We start from the raw sequence: 17926 nt of genomic DNA, 5'->3' as shown, positions 1-17926 counted from the left end.
CTACCCGGCCGCCTTGACCAGCTCGTCGACGGCGTACGGCATGGACAGCAGGGTGCCCTGGGAGATGGCCGCGCCGACCGCGGGGCCCTCGCTGTCCAGCAGGTACGTCACCTTGCCGTTCTTGACGGCGTCCAGGTTGGTGAACAGCTTGAACTTCTTCAACGCGTCCTGGTCCGCCTTGTCGTTGATGACGAAGACGCGGTCCACGTCGACCAGGTCGACGCGCTCGGGCGAGAGCGTGGTGTAGAAGTCGCCGCCGGCGACCTTGTCGATCTCGGTCTGGTACTTGAAGCCGATGCCGGTGACCAGCCGCCCGCGCACGTCGGTGGAGGTGAAGGGGGCCACCGAGTCCTTGTACCAGGACAGCACGACCGCGGTCCGGTCCGCGAACTCGGGGTGCGCCTGCTTGGCCGCGTCCAGCTTGCCCTGGATGCCGGCGACCATCTTCTCGCCCTCCTCGGCCTTGCCGAGCGCCTTGGCGATGTGCAGCGCGTTGTCCTGCCACGGAGCGCTGAACGGCTCCTTCTCGCCCTTGGTGCGGCCCACCGTGGGCGCGATCTTGGAGAGCTTGTCGTAGGCGGCCTGATCGATCTCGGAGTACACCGCGATGATCAGGTCGGGGCGCAGGGCGGCGATCTTCTCGTAGTTGGGGCCCGTGTCACCGTTCTTCATGATGACCTCGGGCTTGGCGTCGCCCCACTTGTCCTTCACCCAGGGCCACTGGGTGTTGATGTCGGGGCTCTGCCCGGGCGGGTTCGGGTACTGGTCGACCATGCCGACGGGCTTGATGCCGAAGGCCAGGACGGTCTGGTCGTCGGTGTAGCCGACGGTGACGACCCGCTCGGGGGCCTTCTCGACCTTCGTCGTTCCGAACGCGTGCTCCACCGTGACCGGGAAGGCACCGGCGGCGGCCGGGGTGTCGCCCCCGGCCTGGTCAGCCGAGTCGTCCGAGTCGGAACCGCACCCCGCGAGGAGTCCCACGCCGAGCGCGGCGGCGGACAGGGCCGCCGCGAGTCGTCGCCAGGGCTTCATACGCGTCGTTCTGAGGAGCATCCGGAGATCCCTTTGCTGTCGCGCCGTGACTGCGCCCCGTCTGAGGGCAGCACACCTTATCGCGCCCGAGTGAGGTTAGCCTACCCTCACTACGACAACTGCGAAGCGGGTTCGCCCAGTTCGACGTGCGTGCGACCGATCGGCACGATGAGCGGGCGGTCCCCGACCGGGTCGTCGATGACCTTGGCGCGCAGCCCGAACGCCTCGTGCAGCAGGTCGGCGGTGATCACGTCGCGCGGGTGGCCCTGTGCCAGGATCGCGCCCTCCCTCATGACGACGAGGTTGTCGCTGTAGCGCGTGGCCAGGTTGAGGTCGTGCAGCACCATCACCACGGTGCGCCCGGACTCGTGCAGGTCGTCGACCAGGTCGAGCACGTCGACCGCGTGCGCCAGGTCCAGGTAGGTGGTGGGCTCGTCCAGCAGCAGCAGGTCGGTTCCCTGGGCCAGCGTCATCGAGATCCACACCCGCTGGCGCTGTCCGCCGGAGAGCGAGTCCACCGGGCGGTCCGCGAGGTCGGACACGCCGGTCATGGCCAGCGCCCGCCGCACCACGTCGGCGTCGTCCGACGACCACTGCCGCAGCCAGCTCTGGTGCGGGTGGCGGCCCCGGGCCACCAGGTCGGAGACCGTCAGTCCCTCCGGCGCCACCGGCGCCTGGGGCAGCAGGCCGAGCTTCTTCGCCACCTCGCGGGTCCGGAGCGCGGCGATGTCCTCGCCGTCCAGCACGACCGTCCCGCCACTCGGCCTGAGCAGCCGGGACAGGGTGCGCAGCAGGGTCGACTTGCCGCAGCCGTTCGGTCCGATGATGGTGGTGATCACCCCGGGCGGGATCGCCACGTCGAGACCGTCGATGACGGACCGCGCCCCGTATCCGACGGTGACGCCCCGAGCCGCCAGCCGTGAGGCGCCGTCAACTTCCGTCTTGGTCCCGGTGATGGACTGAACGACCACAAGGCCCCCTCGATTAGGCTCACCTTACTTTGTACCAGCTATCTGCGGTTCGCCCGCACCAGCAGGTAGACGAGGAAGGGCCCGCCGACGGCGGCGGTGACCACACCGACCGGCAGCGAGACCGGCAGGGCGGTGCGCGCGACCAGGTCCGAGCCGGTCAGCAGCACCGCCCCCACCAGGCCGGAGGCCACCAGCGGCGGCGTCGGGCACCGGGCCAGCCGCATCGCCACCTGCGGCGCCACCAGCGCGACGAACGGCACCGGTCCCGCCGCGCTCACCGCCACGCCCGCCAGCAGCACCGCGCACAGCAGCAGGACCGCGCGCACCGCGCCGTACCGCACGCCGAGTCCGGCGGCGACCTCGTCGCCGAAGTGCAGCGGCTTGAACTGGAAGGCGACACAGGCCACCACGACCAGCAGCACGAGCGTGCACCACAGCGCGACGTGCACCTCGCCCCACGAGCGGTTGTCCAGCGAGCCGACCAGCCACGCCTGGGCCCGGGCCACGTCCCTGATGTCGGCGGTGACCAGCAGCCAGGTCGTGATCGCCTGCATCACGGCGTTCACCGAGATGCCGATGAGGATGAGCCGGAAGCCGTCGATCCCGCGGCGCCACGCCATGAAGTACACCAGCAGTCCGGTGCCGAGGCCGCCCGCGAGCGCCGCCGCCGACAGGCCCAGGGAGTCGACCACGGCGGTCGCGGCGCCGCCGGACACCGTCACCAGGAGCACCGCGACCGTTCCGGCGCCGCTGGTGATGCCGAGGACGTCCGGGCTGGCCAGCGGATTGCGGGCGATCGACTGGGTGAGCGCGCCGGAGACCCCGAGCGCGACCCCCACGACGACGCCGGCGAGGGCCCGCGGCATCCGCAAATCCATGATCACGAACTGGTCGACCTGCTCGCCCCCGCCGAGGACCGTGGCCACGACCCTGGGCAGGCCGATGGGGAAGTCCCCGACCGCGATGGACAGGCAGAACACCAGGAAGCCCGCCACCGCCAGGAGCAGCGTGACCCCCGCGATCCAGGGCCGCCACACGAACGACACGCCGCCGAACCGCACCCCGGGCGCCACCGATGCCCGTACGGCCGCCTCGGCGTCCGCTGCCGCGTCGGCTCCGTTCACCTTCATGTCCGCCCCGTTCACGCGTTCTTGAACTTTCCGCGCCACACCAGGACGGCGAAGAACGGTGCGCCCAGGAGCGAGACGACGACCCCCGCGTCCAGCTCCCCCGGCCGCACGACCAGGCGCCCCACGATGTCGCAGACCAGCAGCACGACGGCCCCGAGCAGACCGGCGTACGGCACCAGCCAGCGGTAGTCCGGGCCGGTCAGGTACCGGGCGACGTGGGCCACCATGAGCCCCAGGAAGGCGATGGGGCCGCAGGCCGCGGTCGCCGCGCCGGCCAGCAGGGTGATGGCGACGATGCCGGCCGTGCGGGTCCGGGCGACGTTCACCCCGAGCCCCCGTGCGACGTCGTCGCCCAGGTTGAGCAGGTTGACGGAGGGCAGCGTGGTCAGTGCCAGCAGCAGCCCGGCGGCGATGAAGGCGGAGACGGGCCAGATGACGTCGAAGCCGACCCCGGTCAGCGAGCCCGCGTTCCAGAACCGCAGCGCGTTCAGCGAGGCCTTGTCCGTCAGCGCGACCGCCGTGGTCATCGCCGCGAGGAACACCGTGACCCCCTGCCCGGCCAGGGGCAGCGTCAGGGGGTTGCCCGCCCCCCGGCCGATGCTCGACAGCCCGAACACGACCACCCCGGCGACCGCCGCGCCCAGGAACCCGAACCAGACGTACTGGAACGGGCTGGTGAACCCGAAGACGGCGATCCCCGACACGACGGCGAACGAGGCACCGGAGTTCACCCCCAGCAGCCCCGTGTCGGCGATCGGATTGCGGGTGTACCCCTGGATCAGCGCCCCGCCGACGCCCAGTGCGACGCCGGCCACGACGGCGAGCACCGTGCGGGGCACCCGCACGGTCTGCACGATGAGCCGGATCTCGGTGAGCCGCTGGTCCGGCTCGGGCGCCGCGAACAGCCCGTGCCAGACCTCGGCGGGGCTGAGCGCACGCGCTCCGACGGCCAGCGACGCGGCCGCCGCGACCACGAGGAGCACGGCGAGCACGCCCAGTCCAGCCACCCGGCGCCGACGGGCGTCTGCCGGGCCCGTGGAATCGGACGCGGGACGGTCAACCGCAGTCGTGGTCATGGCGTCGTACACTAACGCGCGCCGCCGCCGGTCCCGTCGGCGACCGTACGGGCCTCGTCGGACGCGGACTTGAGGCCCCGGTCGAGCAGCGATTCGAGGATCTCGCCGACCCGGACGGCGGTGTTGGACAGCAGCGACGACGTGATGCCGTGCGTGTGCTCGGTGCCGCCCTGCAGATAGATGCCGCAGCGCAGGCCGGGTTCCGTGGCGACGCGGTAGTCGCGCTCAACGCGCACCCGGCCCTCGTCGTCGCGCAGGCAGTGGTCGGCCACCTCACCGAGCAGGTCCACGGGGTCGGCCGGGCCGTAGCCGGTGGCGAGGACCACGACATCGGCGTCCAGGAGGCTTTCCTCGCCGGTGACCAGGGACGTCACGGTGGCGCGCACTCGGTCCGGCGTCTCCTTGACGTCGGAGAGCCGGGAGACGTTGAGGAAGCGCAGCCGCTCGGTGCCCAGGACCTTCTCCCGGTACATCTGCCGGTACAGGTCGTCGATCAGGTCGATGTCCACCACCGAGTAGTTGGTGTTGCCGTGGTAGTCCATCAGGCGGCGTTTGACGCTGCCGGGCGCGGTGAAGTAGTCGTCGACCGCCGCCGGGTCGAAGATCCGGTTGGCGAACGCGCTGTCGTCGGCGGGGCTGTAGCCGTAGCGCGCGAAGACCGCGCAGACCTCGGCCGAGGGGAACCGGCGGTGCAGGTAGGCGACGTTCTCGGCGGCGCTCTGACCGGCGCCGACGACGATGAACCGGGAGGGCGAGGTGCCCTCCAACGCATCGACCCTGGTGAGCAGTTCGGAGTTGTGCCAGACACGCTCGCCGCGCTCCACGCCCTCGGGCACGACGGGGCGCAGTCCGGTGCCGACGACGAGGTTGCGCGCCCGGTGGACCTCCAGCCCCTCGCCCGAGCGGACCGTCACCTCCAGGTGGTCCACGACGCCGTCCCGCACGACGGGTGCGACGCCGACGACCTCGTGGCCGTAGGAGACCAAGTCGTCGACCTTGGCCGCGGCCCACTCGAAGTAGTCGTGGAACTCGACCCGCAGCGGGAAGAGGTTCTTGTGGTTGATGAAGTCGATCAGCCGCCCCTTGCTCTGCAGGTAGCACAGGAAGCTGTACTCGCTGGCCGGGTTCCGCAGGGTCACCAGGTCCTTGAGGAAGGACACCTGCATGGTCGCGTCGTCGATCAGCATGCCGCGGTGCCAGCCGAAGCGCGGTTGCTGCTCGAAGAAGCGGGCGTCGAGAGCCTCCTGCCCGTCGGCCCGTGCGTTGTGTTCGCGGATCGCGATCGCCATGGCGACATTGGACGGTCCGAAGCCGATCCCGATGAGGTCGTGGACCAGCGTGGAGTCAGCAGGCAGAACCGGTGACATGTCACTCCCATCGTGAGCCGGAAACTTAGGTGAGCCTAAGCTAACGAGATACGGCTGTCGATAGGGCGCACCGAGTGAGGATTCGAGCCAACAGGACTGCCGCGCATAGACGTTGGCCACTAAGGTAAGGCTTGCTTAACTGCCCGGTCAGCCCCTGTACTGAGGAGGAAGCCCATGCGGGTCGTCATGTTCGGTTACCAGACCTGGGGGCACCGCACCCTGCGCGCGCTCCTGGATTCCGAGCACGACGTGGTCCTGGTGGTGACGCACCCCAAGAGCGAGCACGCCTACGAGAAGATCTGGAGCGACTCCGTCGCCGACCTCGCCGAGGAGCACGGCGTCCCGGTGCTGATCCGCAACCGCCCGGACGACGACGAACTGTTCGAGCGCCTCAAGGACGCCGATCCGGACATCATCGTGGCCAACAACTGGCGGACCTGGATCCCGCCGCGCATCTTCGGCCTGCCGCGGCACGGCACGCTCAACGTGCACGACTCGCTGCTGCCGAAGTACGCCGGTTTCTCCCCGCTGATCTGGGCGCTGATCAACGGCGAGACCGAGGTGGGCGTCACCGCGCACCTGATGAACGACGAGCTGGACGCCGGTGACATCGTCCGGCAGGAGGCGGTGCCGGTCGGTCCGGCGGACACCGCCACCGACCTGTTCCACAAGACCGTCGACCTCATCGCCCCGGTCACCATCGGTGCCCTGGAACTCATCGCGGCCGGGCAGACGGAGTTCACCAAGCAGGACCGGTCCCTGGCGAGCTTCTTCCACAAGCGGTCCGCCGAGGACATCCGCATCGACTGGAACTGGCCGGCCGAGGACCTGGAGCGGCTGGTCCGGGCCCAGTCCGAGCCCTACCCCAGCGCCTTCACCTTCCACCGGGGCAGGCGGCTGGAGATCCTCGCCGCGGTGGTCTCCGAGGGCCGCTACGGCGGCACGCCCGGCCGGATCTTCTACCGCGAGGGCGAGGGTGTGGTGATCGTCGCCGGGGCCGATGCGCGCCGGGGCCGCAATCACGGGCTCGCCGTCACGCGCGTACGCACGGAGGACGGGCGGGAGTTGGCCGCGACGGAGTACTTCACCTCCATGGGCGGCTATCTGACCTCCCGTCCCTGACCACCCGACCGGCCGGTCACGACGGAAAGGGCCCGACCGTGCTGCCACGGCCGGGCCCTGCGTGTGCCGTTCGTCCCGGCGTCAGCCGCTCTTGCGGCGGAACGAACGCTGACTGGCGGCGGGGCCGTGGGCACCCCGGATCTTCGCAACGTCGGCGCGCTCGGCGAGGGCCGCGGCCTCCGCCTGTTTGCCCCGCTTGCGCTCCAGCGCCTGGCGGAACTTGTCCTTCAGGTCGTACTGGCCGTCGGCGTCGGGTGTCACTGCCGCGCCCTCGCCCTCCGCCGGTTCCGAACCTGCTTGCGATGAAGACTCTTCCGTCATGGCGACCTCCCGGGCTCGGACAACAGGAGCACAGCTTGTCACGACCGGCCGCCCGGAACCACCGAGAATGTGCCCTGACCCGCCGGCAGGCTCACCGTGTACTGGCGCAGGTACGTGTCCAGGTACGGCGACCGGTCGCCAGGGGTGGCGACGTCGTCGGCCGGGTCGTCCAGGGCCAGCCTGAGCCTGGCACCCCGCACCTCGATGGTCTGTCCGGACGGTGTGTCGCGCCAGGAGCCGGTCTGGATGGAGCCGATCTCCACGGCCAGGACATGACCGGCGGCCAGGGTCCAGTCGGTCGCCTTCAGGTCGACGCTCATCCGGCCGGACTTCACCAGGGAGACCTGCTCGTCGAACATGACGGCGGTGCCGTCCGGGGCGACGTCGTACAGCTTGAGCATCACGTTGCCCTCGCCCCGGGCCGTCAGGGACACCCGCGGGGTGCCGGTGACACGCGTGTCCTTCCGCAGCGGCTTCGACCAGACGAAGAAGCTGGAGGTGACCTCACCGGCGCGCTGACGCTTCGCCAGTTCCCGGGCCAGTCCCGCCGGGGCCGGCTGCTCGGTGGCGGGCGCGTTCTCCATGTCCCACCTGCCGGTCGGCTGCGGCGGCGCCTTCGGCGCCGGGCCGCCGGACGCGGTCAGGGCGGCGCGGGCGGAGGCACCGCCGTCGTCCACGTAGGAGCCGCCGCCGAGCGGAACGGTGACCGACCGTTCGGTGACGGGCCAGGTGCGCTGGGCCCGCCAGGCACCGGTGGAGTCCTCCACGGCGTAGGCCGGGTAACGCACCGTCGGCCTGGTGCCCTTCAGGTACTGGTCGTAGAAGGCGAGGGTCTCGTCGTACCAGCCCTCGCGGCCCATGGCCAGGCGGCCGTCCTCCACCCGGTCGCCGCCGCGCACGTGGTCCCACTGGCCGAGCCAGCCGCGCTCGGGCCCCCGGTGGTTGTCGAGGTACTCCTCCATCTCCTCGGGCTTGGTGTTGTTCTCGATGAAGCCCTGGGTGACGAAGAGCGGAGTGTCGCTGCCCCTGGCCATCGCCGCCAGGTCACGGGAGGTCCAGTGCTCGTCCCGCTGGTCGGATATCCGGTAGCCGGCCGAGTTCTCGGTCAGGCACTCCGGGTGGCTCTCCTCGTAGCGGGCGGCGGCCTGGTAGCGCGGATCGTCGTCCGCCATCGGGGGCATCGTGGCGATGGAGTTGTACGCGCCGGCGGTACCGGTCACGTTCGGGCGGGGCACCCCGTTGGAGTAGATGTACTGGTACATGTCCCACACGGGTTCCTGGGCGACCACGGCCTTGAGCGCGCGCTGGTCCAGGTTGTTGCCGATGAGGCCGGTGACGGCGTCGTACGACTTGCCGTACATGCCGACCGCGCCGGTGGACCACGGCTGCTTCGCGGCCCAGTCGATCGCGGCCTTCACGTCGGCCTGTTCGCCCGGGCCGCCCCAGTCCAGGCAGCCGGTGGAGCCGCCGAAGCCGCGCAGGTCCACCATGACGAAGGCGTACCCCTGGTCGAACAGGTCGGTGCCCTCGATGAAGTCCTGGAAGCGGGCGGAGGGGCCGGTGCGGGACCAGCCCTCGGGGCCGGTCTGGCCCGCGTGGGCGAAGTAGGGGCCGATGGACAGGATGACCGGCACCTTCTCCTTCCGCTTCAGCCCTTCGGGCAGCAGGACGTCGGCGTGCAGCCGGGTGCCGGAGCGGTCGGCGGAGGGGAAGTAGTGCTGGGTCCAGACCGAGCCCTCCGGGACGCGGTCGTTCTCCTCGTGCGTGACGGGTCCGGACCCGGTGGCGGGCGCCCCGGTCTCCGCCTCGTGCGCCGCGACGGCGGGGCCGCCGAGGCCGACGGTCAGGGCGAGGGCGGCGACGAGTGCCGATGCGGTCCGGACGACCGCGCGACGTGGTCTCACATGCTCCTCCTTGGAAGGCGGGTGCAGGTGGTACGGGTGGTGCAGGTCTAGCAGCGAAGTCCCGGCACGTCGATGGGGCCGAATCGCAACTTCCCCTGTCACATCGGGCGTTGGCGGACGCGACCGGGCGTCCCTCTCACTTGCGGTGGAGGGGGACGGAGGGCCGGGGAGGGACGGGGCGGGCCGCCGCCGAAATCGCCCGCGTCCCGATCCCTGCCTAGGCTGGGGCACGCCGACGGAACCGGAGTCCTTGCCGATCGCAGGAGAGTGGGGCGCCATGGCGCGGGGTGTCGATTCGATCCGGCGCACCGCCCTGGGTGTCCTCGGCGCCGCGCTGCTGCTGCTCGGCCTCGCGCTGCTGGTGCTGCCCGGCCCCGGCCTGCTGCTCGTCTTCGCCGGGGTGGTGCTGCTGGCGCGGGCCGTTCCGGCGCTGGACCGGTTCGTCGCGCCGGTCCGGGTCCGGGCGATGCGCGCCGCCGAGGAGAGCGTGTCCTCCCGCTGGCGCATCGCCGGCTCGGTGCTCGTGGGGCTGTTCCTCCTCGCGGCCGGCGTGGCCTGGGGTGTCGTCTCCGAGCTGCCGTACTCCGGATGGGCCACCGGGGGCAGTCTGATCGTCTCCGGCTTCGTGCTCTTCGCCCTGCTCGGCTGGAGCCACCGCCGTCTGCGAGCGGAACGGCGCGCCTCGCCTGCCGCCGGGGGACGCGCGCGTTGACCAAACGGGACGGCGTTCCGTCGATCCGGACGACGGTAACGGAGGTGGACCTGGCCGAGTCCCGGATCAAGGCCGGTGTGCTGCTCGCCGCGCCGGGCCGGGGCGGCGACGCCCCGGTGGCACGCCGACCCGTTCACCCTGCCCCCGCCCGCCGAGTCCCTGCTGACCCCGTCCGGGGCGGAGCACGGACTCGGCGGGGCGGCCGGGCCGAGCCCCCTCGGCCGGGTCGAGTCCGCACAGGCCCTGCACGGCCGGGTCGTGGGGCGGCGGGGAACCCGCTGGTAAAATGGGCCCACGCTTCGAGGCGCCCGGGTCCGTACCGAGGGGTACGGACCCGGTCGCGTTCCGGGCGCCTGATCAGAGAGGTTCCCATTGAACGCGAAGCCGACCGCATCCTTCGACGGCCTCGGACTGCCGCCGGTCCTCGTCGAGACGATGACCGCCCTCGGAGTGACGCAGCCGTTCCCGATCCAGGCGGCGACCCTGCCCGACGCACTGGCCGGGCGCGACGTCCTCGGCCGGGCCCGGACCGGCTCCGGCAAGACGCTGGCCTTCGGCCTCGCCCTGCTCGCCCGGACCGCCGGCCGGCGCGCGGAGCCGAAGCGGCCGCTGGCCCTCGTCCTGGTGTCGACCCGGGAGCTGGCCCAGCAGGTGAGCGACGCGCTGGAGCCGTACGCCCGGGCGCTGGGCGTGCGCCTGACCACGGTCGTCGGCGGGCTGTCGATCAACCGGCAGATCCAGGCGCTGCGCGACGGCGCCGAGGTGGTCGTCGCCACGCCTGGGCGCCTGGCCGACCTGGTCTCCCGCCGGGACTGCCGACTGGACCGGGTGCGGATCACGGTGCTGGACGAGGCGGACCAGATGTGCGACCTGGGGTTCCTGCCGCAGGTCTCCGGCCTCCTGGAGCAGGCGCCCGCCGACGGGCAGCGGCTGCTGTTCTCGGCCACCCTCGACCGCGATGTGGACCAGCTGGTGCGGGACCATCTCCACGATCCCGTGCTCGTGTCGGTCGACCCGGCGTCGGCCTCGGTCAGCACGATGGAGCACCACGTACTGGTCGTCCACCCCGCCGACAAGTACGCGACCGCCACCGAGATCGCCGCCCGCGACGGCCGGGTGCTGATGTTCCTGGACACCAGGGCGGGAGTCGACCGGTTCACGCGGGACCTGCGGGCCGCCGGAGTGTCCGCCGCCGCCCTGCACAGCGGGAAGTCGCAGCCGCAGCGCACACATACGCTCGCCCGGTTCGTGGCGGGCGAGGTCACCGTGCTGGTGGCCACCAACGTCGCGGCGCGGGGCATCCACGTCGAGGCGCTCGACCTCGTCGTCAACGTCGACCCCCCGGCCGACGCCAAGGACTACCTGCACCGCGGCGGGCGTACGGCGCGGGCCGGACGGGCGGGGAGCGTGGTCACCCTCGTCACCCCGGACCAGCGGCGCGAGGTGAACCGGATGACCTCCGAGGCCGGGATCCGGCCGACGGTGACCCCGGTGCGCTCCGGCGAGCAGAAGCTGACCGACCTCACCGGTGCGAAGCGCCCGCCGGCCGGGCAGGGCAAGGAGAGCGGCAACGCCCGTTTCCGCGGGATGGGCACCCGTCCGGGCGGTGCCGCGAAGGGGTCCCGCAAGGCCGTCGAGGCGCGCAAGGCCGCGGAGGCACGCGCGGCGGCCCGGGTGCGCAGGGGCCGCTGACCTCGCGGGCGAACGCGCCGCCCTGGAGCGGGACTTGACGTCCGGAACTTTGCACACACTGATGACAAAGTATGGACATGCCAAGCGGAAGTCTCCTACCTTGGCGGCGGAACGTCCGTCCCACCGCACAAGACCGGAGCGATATCCGGCACGGTCCGGTCCCCACCTCCCGGAGGACCAATGCACCCACGGCTGTTCTCACGTGCCCGAAGACACCTCATCCTCCTGCTGACGTCGGCCGTCGCGCTCGGCGGCGCCTGGGCCGCCCCGGCGTCCTCGGCGGCCCCCGCCGACATCCCGCCGCAGGAACCGGGCGTTACCCTGCGCGTATTCGACGTCCAGACGCCCCTGAACGAGCTGTGCACCCTCAAGCCGGGCCAGACCCCCAACCACGACAAGCTGATGCCGACGGTCGACTGGTCCACCACCGCCGACTTCGGCGGCATCGCCGACAACTTCGTCTCCCAGGCGTCCGGTTACCTGATCGCCCCGCGTGACGGCACCTATGTGTTCCGGCTCGTCAGCGACGACGGTTCCCGGCTGTCCCTGGACGGCGCCACGGTGATCGACCACGACGGACTGCACGGCGCGGAGCCCAAGGACGGCACGGTCGAACTCACCGCGGGGGCGCACCCGTTGCGCATCGAGCACTTCGACCGCGGCGGCGGCCAGCAGCTGCAGCTGTCCTGGATGCCGCCGGGCGAGAGCCAGTTCACCGTCGTACCCACCGAGGCGCTGAGCACCGACGCCGGGGTCGTCCGGGTGACGGCGCCGGGCCGCAAGGAGTGCGAGGCCGGGCGCGACACCCCGGGCGACGGTCTGCCGCTCACCTCCGTGCGCCCCGACCTCGACCTCACCGACCTGCGCCCCGAGGGCTTCGAACCGCAGGTCACCGGAATGGACTGGCTGCCCGACGGCCGCCTGGCGATCAGCACCTGGGGCGGCACCGACAACGTTGCCGGGGAGGTGTACCTCCTGGACAACGTCACCGGTGACACCAGCCGCGACAAGGTCACCGTCGAGAAGGTGGCGAGCGGGCTGCGCGAGCCGATGGGCATCAAGTACGTGGACGGCTCGCTCTACGTCTCGCAGAAGCACGAGCTGACCCGGCTGGTGGACAGCGACGGCGACGACGTGACCGACGAGTACCGCACGGTCGCCACCTGGCCGTACGGCGGCAACTTCCACGAGTTCGCGTTCGGCCTGCTCTACCGGGACGGCTACTTCTACGTGAACCTCTCCGTCGCCATCGACCTGGGCGGCGCGACCACCAACCCGCAGCCCGCGCCCAACCGCGGGACGACGTACAAGATCAGCAAGAAGACGGGGAAGATCAGTCCGATCGCGGGCGGGCTGCGCACGCCCAACGGCATCGGCTGGGGACCCGGCGGCGACCTGTTCGCCACCGACAACCAGGGCGGCTGGCTGCCCGCCTCGAAGCTGGTCCAGATCAAGCAGGACCGCTTCTTCAACCACTACACCGAGCCCGCCGGACCCTTCGAGGACTCCCCCGTCACCCAGCCGGTGCTGTGGCTGCCGCAGAACGAGATCGGCAACTCGCCCTCCACCCCGCTGTACCTCACCAAGGGCACGTTCGCGGGCCAGATGCTGATCGGCGACGTCACCTACGGCGGCCTCCAGCGCGCCTACCTGGAGAAGGTGAAGGGCCAGTACCAGGGCGCCGTCTTCCGCTACACCCAGGGCCTGGAGGCGGGCGTCAACCGGGTCTCCATGGGCCCTGACGGCGCGATCTACACCGGTGGCCTGGGCGCCGACGGGAACTGGGGCCAGGAGGGCAAGCTCAAGTTCGGCCTGCAGAAGCTGACGCCCAACGGCGGCAACACCTTCGACGTCCAGAAGATGCGGGCCGTGCCGGGCGGCTTCGACCTGACGTACACCCAGCCGGTGTCCGAGGAGACGGCCGCGGAGCTGGCCTCCCGCTACGAGGCCCAGCAGTGGCGCTACACGCCGACCGGCGACTACGGCGGCCCGAAGATCGCCGAGGAGGAGCTGGCCGTGCGGTCGGCGACGCTCTCGGACGACGGCCGCACCGTGCGGCTGCGGCTGGACGGCCTGCAGCCGGACCGCGTGGTGCACGTGCGCTCCCCGCGCCCGTTCACCTCGGCCTCGGGTGAGACGCTGTGGAGCACCGAGGCCTGGTACACCCTCAACGAGATGCCCGGCAAGCAGCCGCCGGCGGCCACCCTGTACGAGGCCGAGGAGGCGAGCCTGACGGGGAAGGCCGGCATCAACACCGACCACGCCGGCTACTCCGGCAGCGGCTTCGTCGACCGCTACGCCACCGAGGGCGACGTCGCCACGACCTTCGACGTGACCGTCCCGAAAACCGGCACCTACGACGTGGGCCTGCGCTACTCCAACGGCCCCAACCCCTTCGAGGGCACCAAGTCGCTCTCCCTGTACGCGGGCGGGAAGAAGGTGCGCCAGACACAGCTCCCGTCCACCGGGGACTGGGACACCTGGTCCACCCGCACCGAGAGCGTGCGGCTGCGCGCCGGGCACAACACGGTCTCCTACCGCTACGACCCCGGCGACACCGGCCACGTCAACCTCGACCTGATCACCGTGCGCCCGCACGGCGCCCGGGTCGCCCTGTTCGACGGCACCGCCGCCTCGCAGGAGCAGTGGCAGCACACGGACGGCAGGAAGGTGGCCTGGCCGCTGGCCGAGGAGCGGTCGATGGAGGTGTGCTGCGGCGACATCCGCACCAAGGACGCCTACCAGGACTTCAAGCTGCACGTGGAGTTCCGCGTGCCCCTGCTGCCGGACGACGTGACCGGCCAGGACCGCGGCAACAGCGGCATCTACCTCCAGGACCGCTACGAGCTGCAGATCCTCGACTCCTACGGCGACACCACCCTGGACACCAACGAGGCGGGAGCGATCTACCTGAAGAAGGCACCCGACACCAACGCGGCGACGGCCCCGGAGACCTGGCAGACGTACGACATCGTCTTCCGTGCCGCCCGCTTCGACGAGAACGGCGCCAAGACCGCCGCCGCGCGGGTGACGGTCGTGTGGAACGGCGAAACGGTCCACGACGACATCACCCTCGACGGGCCCACCGCGGCGGGCCGGGCCGAGACACCGGCCGCCGGGGCGATCCGGCTCCAGGACCACGGGAACAAGGTCCGGTTCCGCAACATCCGGGTCGAACCGCTGGACTGACCCGCAGCCGTGCGGGGCGGTCCCTGACGGCCGCCCCGCACCTCCCGCTCCACGGATCCGGTGGGCGGACCGGTGCTCCGGCCGCCTCTGGGTAGGGTGAATCGCAGAACACCCTGCCCGTCGAACGAGGAGCGGAATTGAGCGAGCCGGCGTCCATCGCCCTGCAGAAGGAGATCGCCCGGGAACTGGAGGTCGCGGAGACCTTCGACGCCGAGCGGGAGATCGAGCGCCGGGTGGCCTTCCTCGCCGAGCGGCTGACCTCCACGGGTCTGCGCGCCCTGGTGCTCGGGATCAGCGGCGGGGTCGACTCGACCACCGCGGGCAGGCTGTGCCAGCTCGCCGTGGAGCGGGCCCGCGCGGCGGGCCACGAGGCCCGTTTCTACGCGATGCGGCTGCCGCACGGCGTCCAGGCCGACGAGCACGACGCCCAGCTCGCCCTCTCCTTCATCCGGGCCGACCACGTGCTGACCGTGGACATCAAGCCCGCGAGCGACGCGGCGCTGGACGCCCTGCTCGCCGCCGACGTGGCCTTCCGGGACGCCCACCACCAGGACTTCGTGCACGGCAACATCAAGGCCCGGCAGCGCATGATCGCGCAGTACGCGGTGGCCGGCGCGCACAACGGCCTGGTCGTCGGCACCGACCACGCGGCCGAGGCGGTCTCCGGCTTCTTCACCAAGTTCGGCGACGGCGCCGCCGACGTCGTACCGCTGACCGGTCTCACCAAGCGCCGGGTGCGCGCCGTGGCGGACGCGCTGGGCGCACCCGCCGAGCTGGTCCGCAAGGTCCCGACGGCCGACCTGGAGACCCTCGACCCCGGCAAGGCCGACGAGGACGCCCTCGGAGTCACCTACGACGAGATCGACGACTTCCTGGAGGGCAAGCCGGTGAAGGAGCAGGCCTTCGAGACGATCGTCACCCGCTACCGGCAGACCGACCACAAGCGCCGGCTGCCGATCGCTCCCTGACGGGCGGCCGGTGGCGGCGGTCGGCCGCCACCGGCACCCGCGATGCCCGTTTCGCTCCTTTATGTGCGCTTTGTCGGGACTCGCCTTAGGGTGTCCGAGGAGGTGCCCGAACCAGGACCGACACCGGCCGGAGAGGCGGAGCGAACATGGCGGACTTCATCGGCGCGGTGGACCAGGGGACCACCAGCACCCGGTTCATGATCTTCGACCACGGGGGCAACGAGGTCGCCCGGCACCAGCTGGAGCACGAGCAGATCCTGCCGCGCTCGGGATGGGTGGAGCACGACCCGGTGGAGATCTGGGAGCGCACCAACTCGGTGATGCAGAACGCCCTGCGCAACGGAGGCCTCTCGGGGACCGACCTGGCGGCCATCGGCATCACCAACCAGCGGGAGACCACCGTGGTCTGGGACCCACGCACCGGCCGTCCCTACTACAACGCCATCGTGTGGCAGGACACCCGCACCGACGCCATCGCGGCGAACCTGGAGCGGTCGGGACGGGGCGACGTCATCCGCCGCAAGGCCGGTCTGCCGCCCGCCACGTACTTCTCCGGCGGAAAGATCCAGTGGATCCTGGAGAACGTCGACGGCGTCCGCGAGGCGGCCGAGCAGGGACACGCGGTGTTCGGCAACACGGACGCCTGGGTCCTGTGGAACCTGACCGGCGGCCCCGACGGCGGCATCCACGCCACCGACGTGACCAACGCCAGCCGCACCATGCTGATGGACCTGGAGACGCTCGACTGGGACGACGAACTGCTCGGCTTCTTCGGCATCCCCCGCGGCATGCTGCCCACCATCAACCCGTCCTCGCACCCCGAGGCGTACGGCACGACCCGGACCTCCCGGCCGCTGCGCGCCGCCGTGCCCATCACCGGTGTGCTGGGCGACCAGCACGCGGCGACCGTCGGACAGGTGTGCTTCTCCCCCGGCGAGGCCAAGAACACCTACGGCACCGGCAACTTCCTGGTCCTCAACACCGGCACGGAACTGGTCCGCTCCCAGCACGGTCTGCTCACCACCGTGGCCTACCAGTTCGGCGACAATCCGCCGGTCTACGCGCTGGAGGGCTCCATCGCGGTGACCGGGTCCGCGGTGCAGTGGCTGCGCGACCAGATGAAGATCATCAAGACCGCGGCCGAGAGCGAGGAACTCGCCCGCACGGTCGAGGACAACGGCGGCATGTACTTCGTCCCCGCCTTCTCCGGGCTGTTCGCCCCGTACTGGCGCTCCGACGCGCGAGGCGCCATCGTCGGCCTCGCCCGGTACAACGACAACGCGCACCTGGCCCGGGCGACGCTGGAGGCCATCTGCTACCAGAGCCGCGACGTGGTCGAGGCCATGGAGCAGGACTCCTCGGTCCACCTGGACGTGCTCAGGGTCGACGGCGGTGTGACCGCCAACGACCTGTGCATGCAGATCCAGGCGGACGTCCTCGGCGTCCCCGTCAGCCGCCCGGTCGTCGCGGAGACCACCGCCCTCGGCGCGGCCTACGCGGCCGGGCTGGCCACGGGCTTCTGGCGGGACACCGACGAGCTGCGCACCCACTGGAGCGAGTCCAGGCGCTGGGAGCCGCAGTGGTCCGAGGAGAAGCGCGCGGAGGGGTACGCGGGCTGGAAGATGGCGGTGGAGCGCACGCTCGACTGGGTCAAGGTCCCCGAGAGCTGACCCCCGCGACCGTTACCGGACGGGCCGGCTCCCACCCGCGTCAATTCGGTCGCGGCCGGGCGTGCGGTGGTGTTGGCTGGCGGGCGTGGACCTCTTCTCCCGCTCCTGGTCGGCCCTGCTCGCCGCGGTCGCCGGCCTCTCCGACGAGGACTTCGCCCGCCCGTCCGGCTGCGCCGGCTGGCTCGTCCGGGACCTGGTGTGCCATCTGGTGATCGACGCCCAGGACGTCCTGATCACCCTGGCCACCCCCACCGCCGAGGCGCCGACCCGGGACGCGGTGACCTACTGGCAGGTCGTCGAGCCCCCGACCGGGGAGGATCCGCTCGACGCGCTGATCGTCCGCCTGGCCGCCGCCTACGAGCAGCCGGGGCTGCTGAAGTTCCACCTCGACGACGTGGGCTCCGCCGCCGGGCGCGCCGCCCGGCTGGCGGATCCCACGGGCCGGGTCGGCACCCAGGGCCAGGTGCTCACGGCGGGCGACTACCTCTCCGCGTACGTACTGGAGTGGTCCCTGCACCATCTCGACCTGATCGCGCACCTCCCACAGGCCGCGCCACCGCCCCGGGAGGGGCTCCGGCACGCGCGGGAGCTGCTGGAAGGGGTCGTCGGTGCGGACTTCCCCGCGTCGCTCTCGGACCGGGACGCACTGCGGATCGGCACCGGACGGCGAGCACCGACCCCGGCGGAGACCACCGCACTGGGCCCGTTGGCGACCCGGCTCCCCTTCCCGGTCGGCTGACCGGCACGCTCCGTCCCGGACGGGGGTGGCGGG

Annotated in this window: 14 protein-coding genes and 1 pseudogene; 8 read left to right on the top strand and 7 right to left on the bottom strand. The window is 71.5% G+C overall.

The genetic code is table 11. From position 1 onward, the window contains the following. From K7854_RS13225 to K7854_RS13205, 5 genes are all read right to left on the bottom strand, one after another. Positions 1 to 1053 carry an iron-siderophore ABC transporter substrate-binding protein gene (locus K7854_RS13225; RefSeq protein WP_226026647.1) on the bottom strand — a complete coding sequence of 351 codons (1053 nt, stop codon included), beginning with the start codon at positions 1051 to 1053 and terminating at the stop codon, positions 1 to 3. Positions 1054 to 1142: 89 nt separating this feature from the next. Next, a complete protein-coding gene (locus K7854_RS13220; RefSeq protein WP_226026646.1) occupies positions 1143 to 2003 on the bottom strand; it encodes an ABC transporter ATP-binding protein in 861 nt (286 codons plus the stop codon). Between the two features lie 38 nt (positions 2004 to 2041). Beyond that, on the bottom strand, positions 2042 to 3133 hold the full coding sequence (locus K7854_RS13215) for a FecCD family ABC transporter permease (protein ID WP_226026645.1): 1092 nt from the start codon (positions 3131 to 3133) through the stop codon (positions 2042 to 2044). Between the two features lie 11 nt (positions 3134 to 3144). After that, complete coding sequence (locus K7854_RS13210; RefSeq protein WP_226026644.1) at positions 3145 to 4209, bottom strand: FecCD family ABC transporter permease; 1065 nt, start codon at positions 4207 to 4209, stop codon at positions 3145 to 3147. A gap of 11 nt (positions 4210 to 4220) precedes the next feature. Then, the gene (locus tag K7854_RS13205) at positions 4221 to 5576 is read right to left on the bottom strand and encodes a lysine N(6)-hydroxylase/L-ornithine N(5)-oxygenase family protein (RefSeq protein ID WP_226026643.1); all 1356 of its coding nucleotides are present in this window, start codon (positions 5574 to 5576) and stop codon (positions 4221 to 4223) included. A 174-nt stretch (positions 5577 to 5750) separates the two neighbouring features. Between K7854_RS13205 and K7854_RS13200 the strand changes: the two genes are divergently transcribed. Next, positions 5751 to 6698, top strand: coding sequence for a methionyl-tRNA formyltransferase (locus K7854_RS13200; protein ID WP_226026642.1), 948 nt, complete (start codon positions 5751 to 5753; stop codon positions 6696 to 6698). 81 nt (positions 6699 to 6779) lie between these two features. On the opposite strand, the gene K7854_RS13195 is transcribed toward K7854_RS13200, so the two are convergent. Together K7854_RS13195 and K7854_RS13190 are read right to left on the bottom strand one after the other, a co-directional pair. Next, the gene (locus K7854_RS13195; protein ID WP_226026641.1) at positions 6780 to 7019 is read right to left on the bottom strand and encodes a DUF5302 domain-containing protein; all 240 of its coding nucleotides are present in this window, start codon (positions 7017 to 7019) and stop codon (positions 6780 to 6782) included. A 38-nt stretch (positions 7020 to 7057) separates the two neighbouring features. Further along, positions 7058 to 8923 carry a CocE/NonD family hydrolase gene (locus tag K7854_RS13190; RefSeq protein ID WP_226026640.1) on the bottom strand — a complete coding sequence of 622 codons (1866 nt, stop codon included), beginning with the start codon at positions 8921 to 8923 and terminating at the stop codon, positions 7058 to 7060. Positions 8924 to 9200: 277 nt separating this feature from the next. Here K7854_RS13190 and K7854_RS13185 point away from each other — a divergent pair, with 277 nt between their 5' ends. The 7 genes and pseudogenes from K7854_RS13185 (at position 9201) to K7854_RS13155 (ending at position 17893) form a co-directional block, all read left to right on the top strand. Continuing rightward, entirely contained in the window at positions 9201 to 9635 is a 435-nt protein-coding gene (locus K7854_RS13185; RefSeq protein ID WP_308112536.1) for a PGPGW domain-containing protein, read from the top strand. Positions 9636 to 9642: 7 nt separating this feature from the next. Then, positions 9643 to 9920: pseudogene (locus K7854_RS13180) on the top strand (chlorophyllase); the annotation flags it as partial. A gap of 87 nt (positions 9921 to 10007) precedes the next feature. Then, complete coding sequence (locus tag K7854_RS13175) at positions 10008 to 11327, top strand: DEAD/DEAH box helicase (RefSeq protein ID WP_226026638.1); 1320 nt, start codon at positions 10008 to 10010, stop codon at positions 11325 to 11327. A gap of 180 nt (positions 11328 to 11507) precedes the next feature. Further along, the gene (locus K7854_RS13170; protein WP_226026637.1) at positions 11508 to 14516 is read left to right on the top strand and encodes a 3-keto-alpha-glucoside-1,2-lyase-like domain-containing protein; all 3009 of its coding nucleotides are present in this window, start codon (positions 11508 to 11510) and stop codon (positions 14514 to 14516) included. Positions 14517 to 14653: 137 nt separating this feature from the next. Continuing rightward, on the top strand, positions 14654 to 15484 hold the full coding sequence (gene nadE, locus K7854_RS13165; protein WP_264087269.1) for an NAD(+) synthase: 831 nt from the start codon (positions 14654 to 14656) through the stop codon (positions 15482 to 15484). 146 nt (positions 15485 to 15630) lie between these two features. Next, positions 15631 to 17154, top strand: a complete 1524-nt coding sequence (glpK, locus tag K7854_RS13160; RefSeq protein WP_226026636.1) for a glycerol kinase GlpK — start codon at positions 15631 to 15633, stop codon at positions 17152 to 17154. Between the two features lie 85 nt (positions 17155 to 17239). Continuing rightward, positions 17240 to 17893 (top strand): maleylpyruvate isomerase N-terminal domain-containing protein, encoded by a 654-nt coding sequence (locus K7854_RS13155; RefSeq protein WP_226026635.1) that lies wholly within the window; start codon positions 17240 to 17242, stop codon positions 17891 to 17893. Positions 17894 to 17926: the final 33 nt, after the last annotated feature.

The sequence above is a fragment of the Streptomyces hyderabadensis genome (assembly GCF_020404845.1).
Classification (GTDB): domain Bacteria; phylum Actinomycetota; class Actinomycetes; order Streptomycetales; family Streptomycetaceae; genus Streptomyces; species Streptomyces hyderabadensis.
This window is presented reverse-complemented; position numbering and strand designations above follow the sequence as displayed.

Excerpts from the sequence above, each read along its gene's own strand:
- K7854_RS13215 (WP_226026645.1), bottom strand. The coding sequence starts at position 3,133 with ATGAAGGTGAACGGAGCCGACGCGGCAGCGGACGCCGAGGCGGCCGTA.
- K7854_RS13205 (WP_226026643.1), bottom strand. The coding sequence starts at position 5,576 with ATGTCACCGGTTCTGCCTGCTGACTCCACGCTGGTCCACGACCTCATC.
- K7854_RS13225 (WP_226026647.1), bottom strand. The coding sequence starts at position 1,053 with ATGCTCCTCAGAACGACGCGTATGAAGCCCTGGCGACGACTCGCGGCG.
- K7854_RS13195 (WP_226026641.1), bottom strand. The coding sequence starts at position 7,019 with ATGACGGAAGAGTCTTCATCGCAAGCAGGTTCGGAACCGGCGGAGGGC.
- K7854_RS13210 (WP_226026644.1), bottom strand. The coding sequence starts at position 4,209 with ATGACCACGACTGCGGTTGACCGTCCCGCGTCCGATTCCACGGGCCCG.
- K7854_RS13170 (WP_226026637.1), top strand. The coding sequence starts at position 11,508 with ATGCACCCACGGCTGTTCTCACGTGCCCGAAGACACCTCATCCTCCTG.
- glpK (WP_226026636.1), top strand. The coding sequence starts at position 15,631 with ATGGCGGACTTCATCGGCGCGGTGGACCAGGGGACCACCAGCACCCGG.
- K7854_RS13185 (WP_308112536.1), top strand. The coding sequence starts at position 9,201 with ATGGCGCGGGGTGTCGATTCGATCCGGCGCACCGCCCTGGGTGTCCTC.
- K7854_RS13200 (WP_226026642.1), top strand. The coding sequence starts at position 5,751 with ATGCGGGTCGTCATGTTCGGTTACCAGACCTGGGGGCACCGCACCCTG.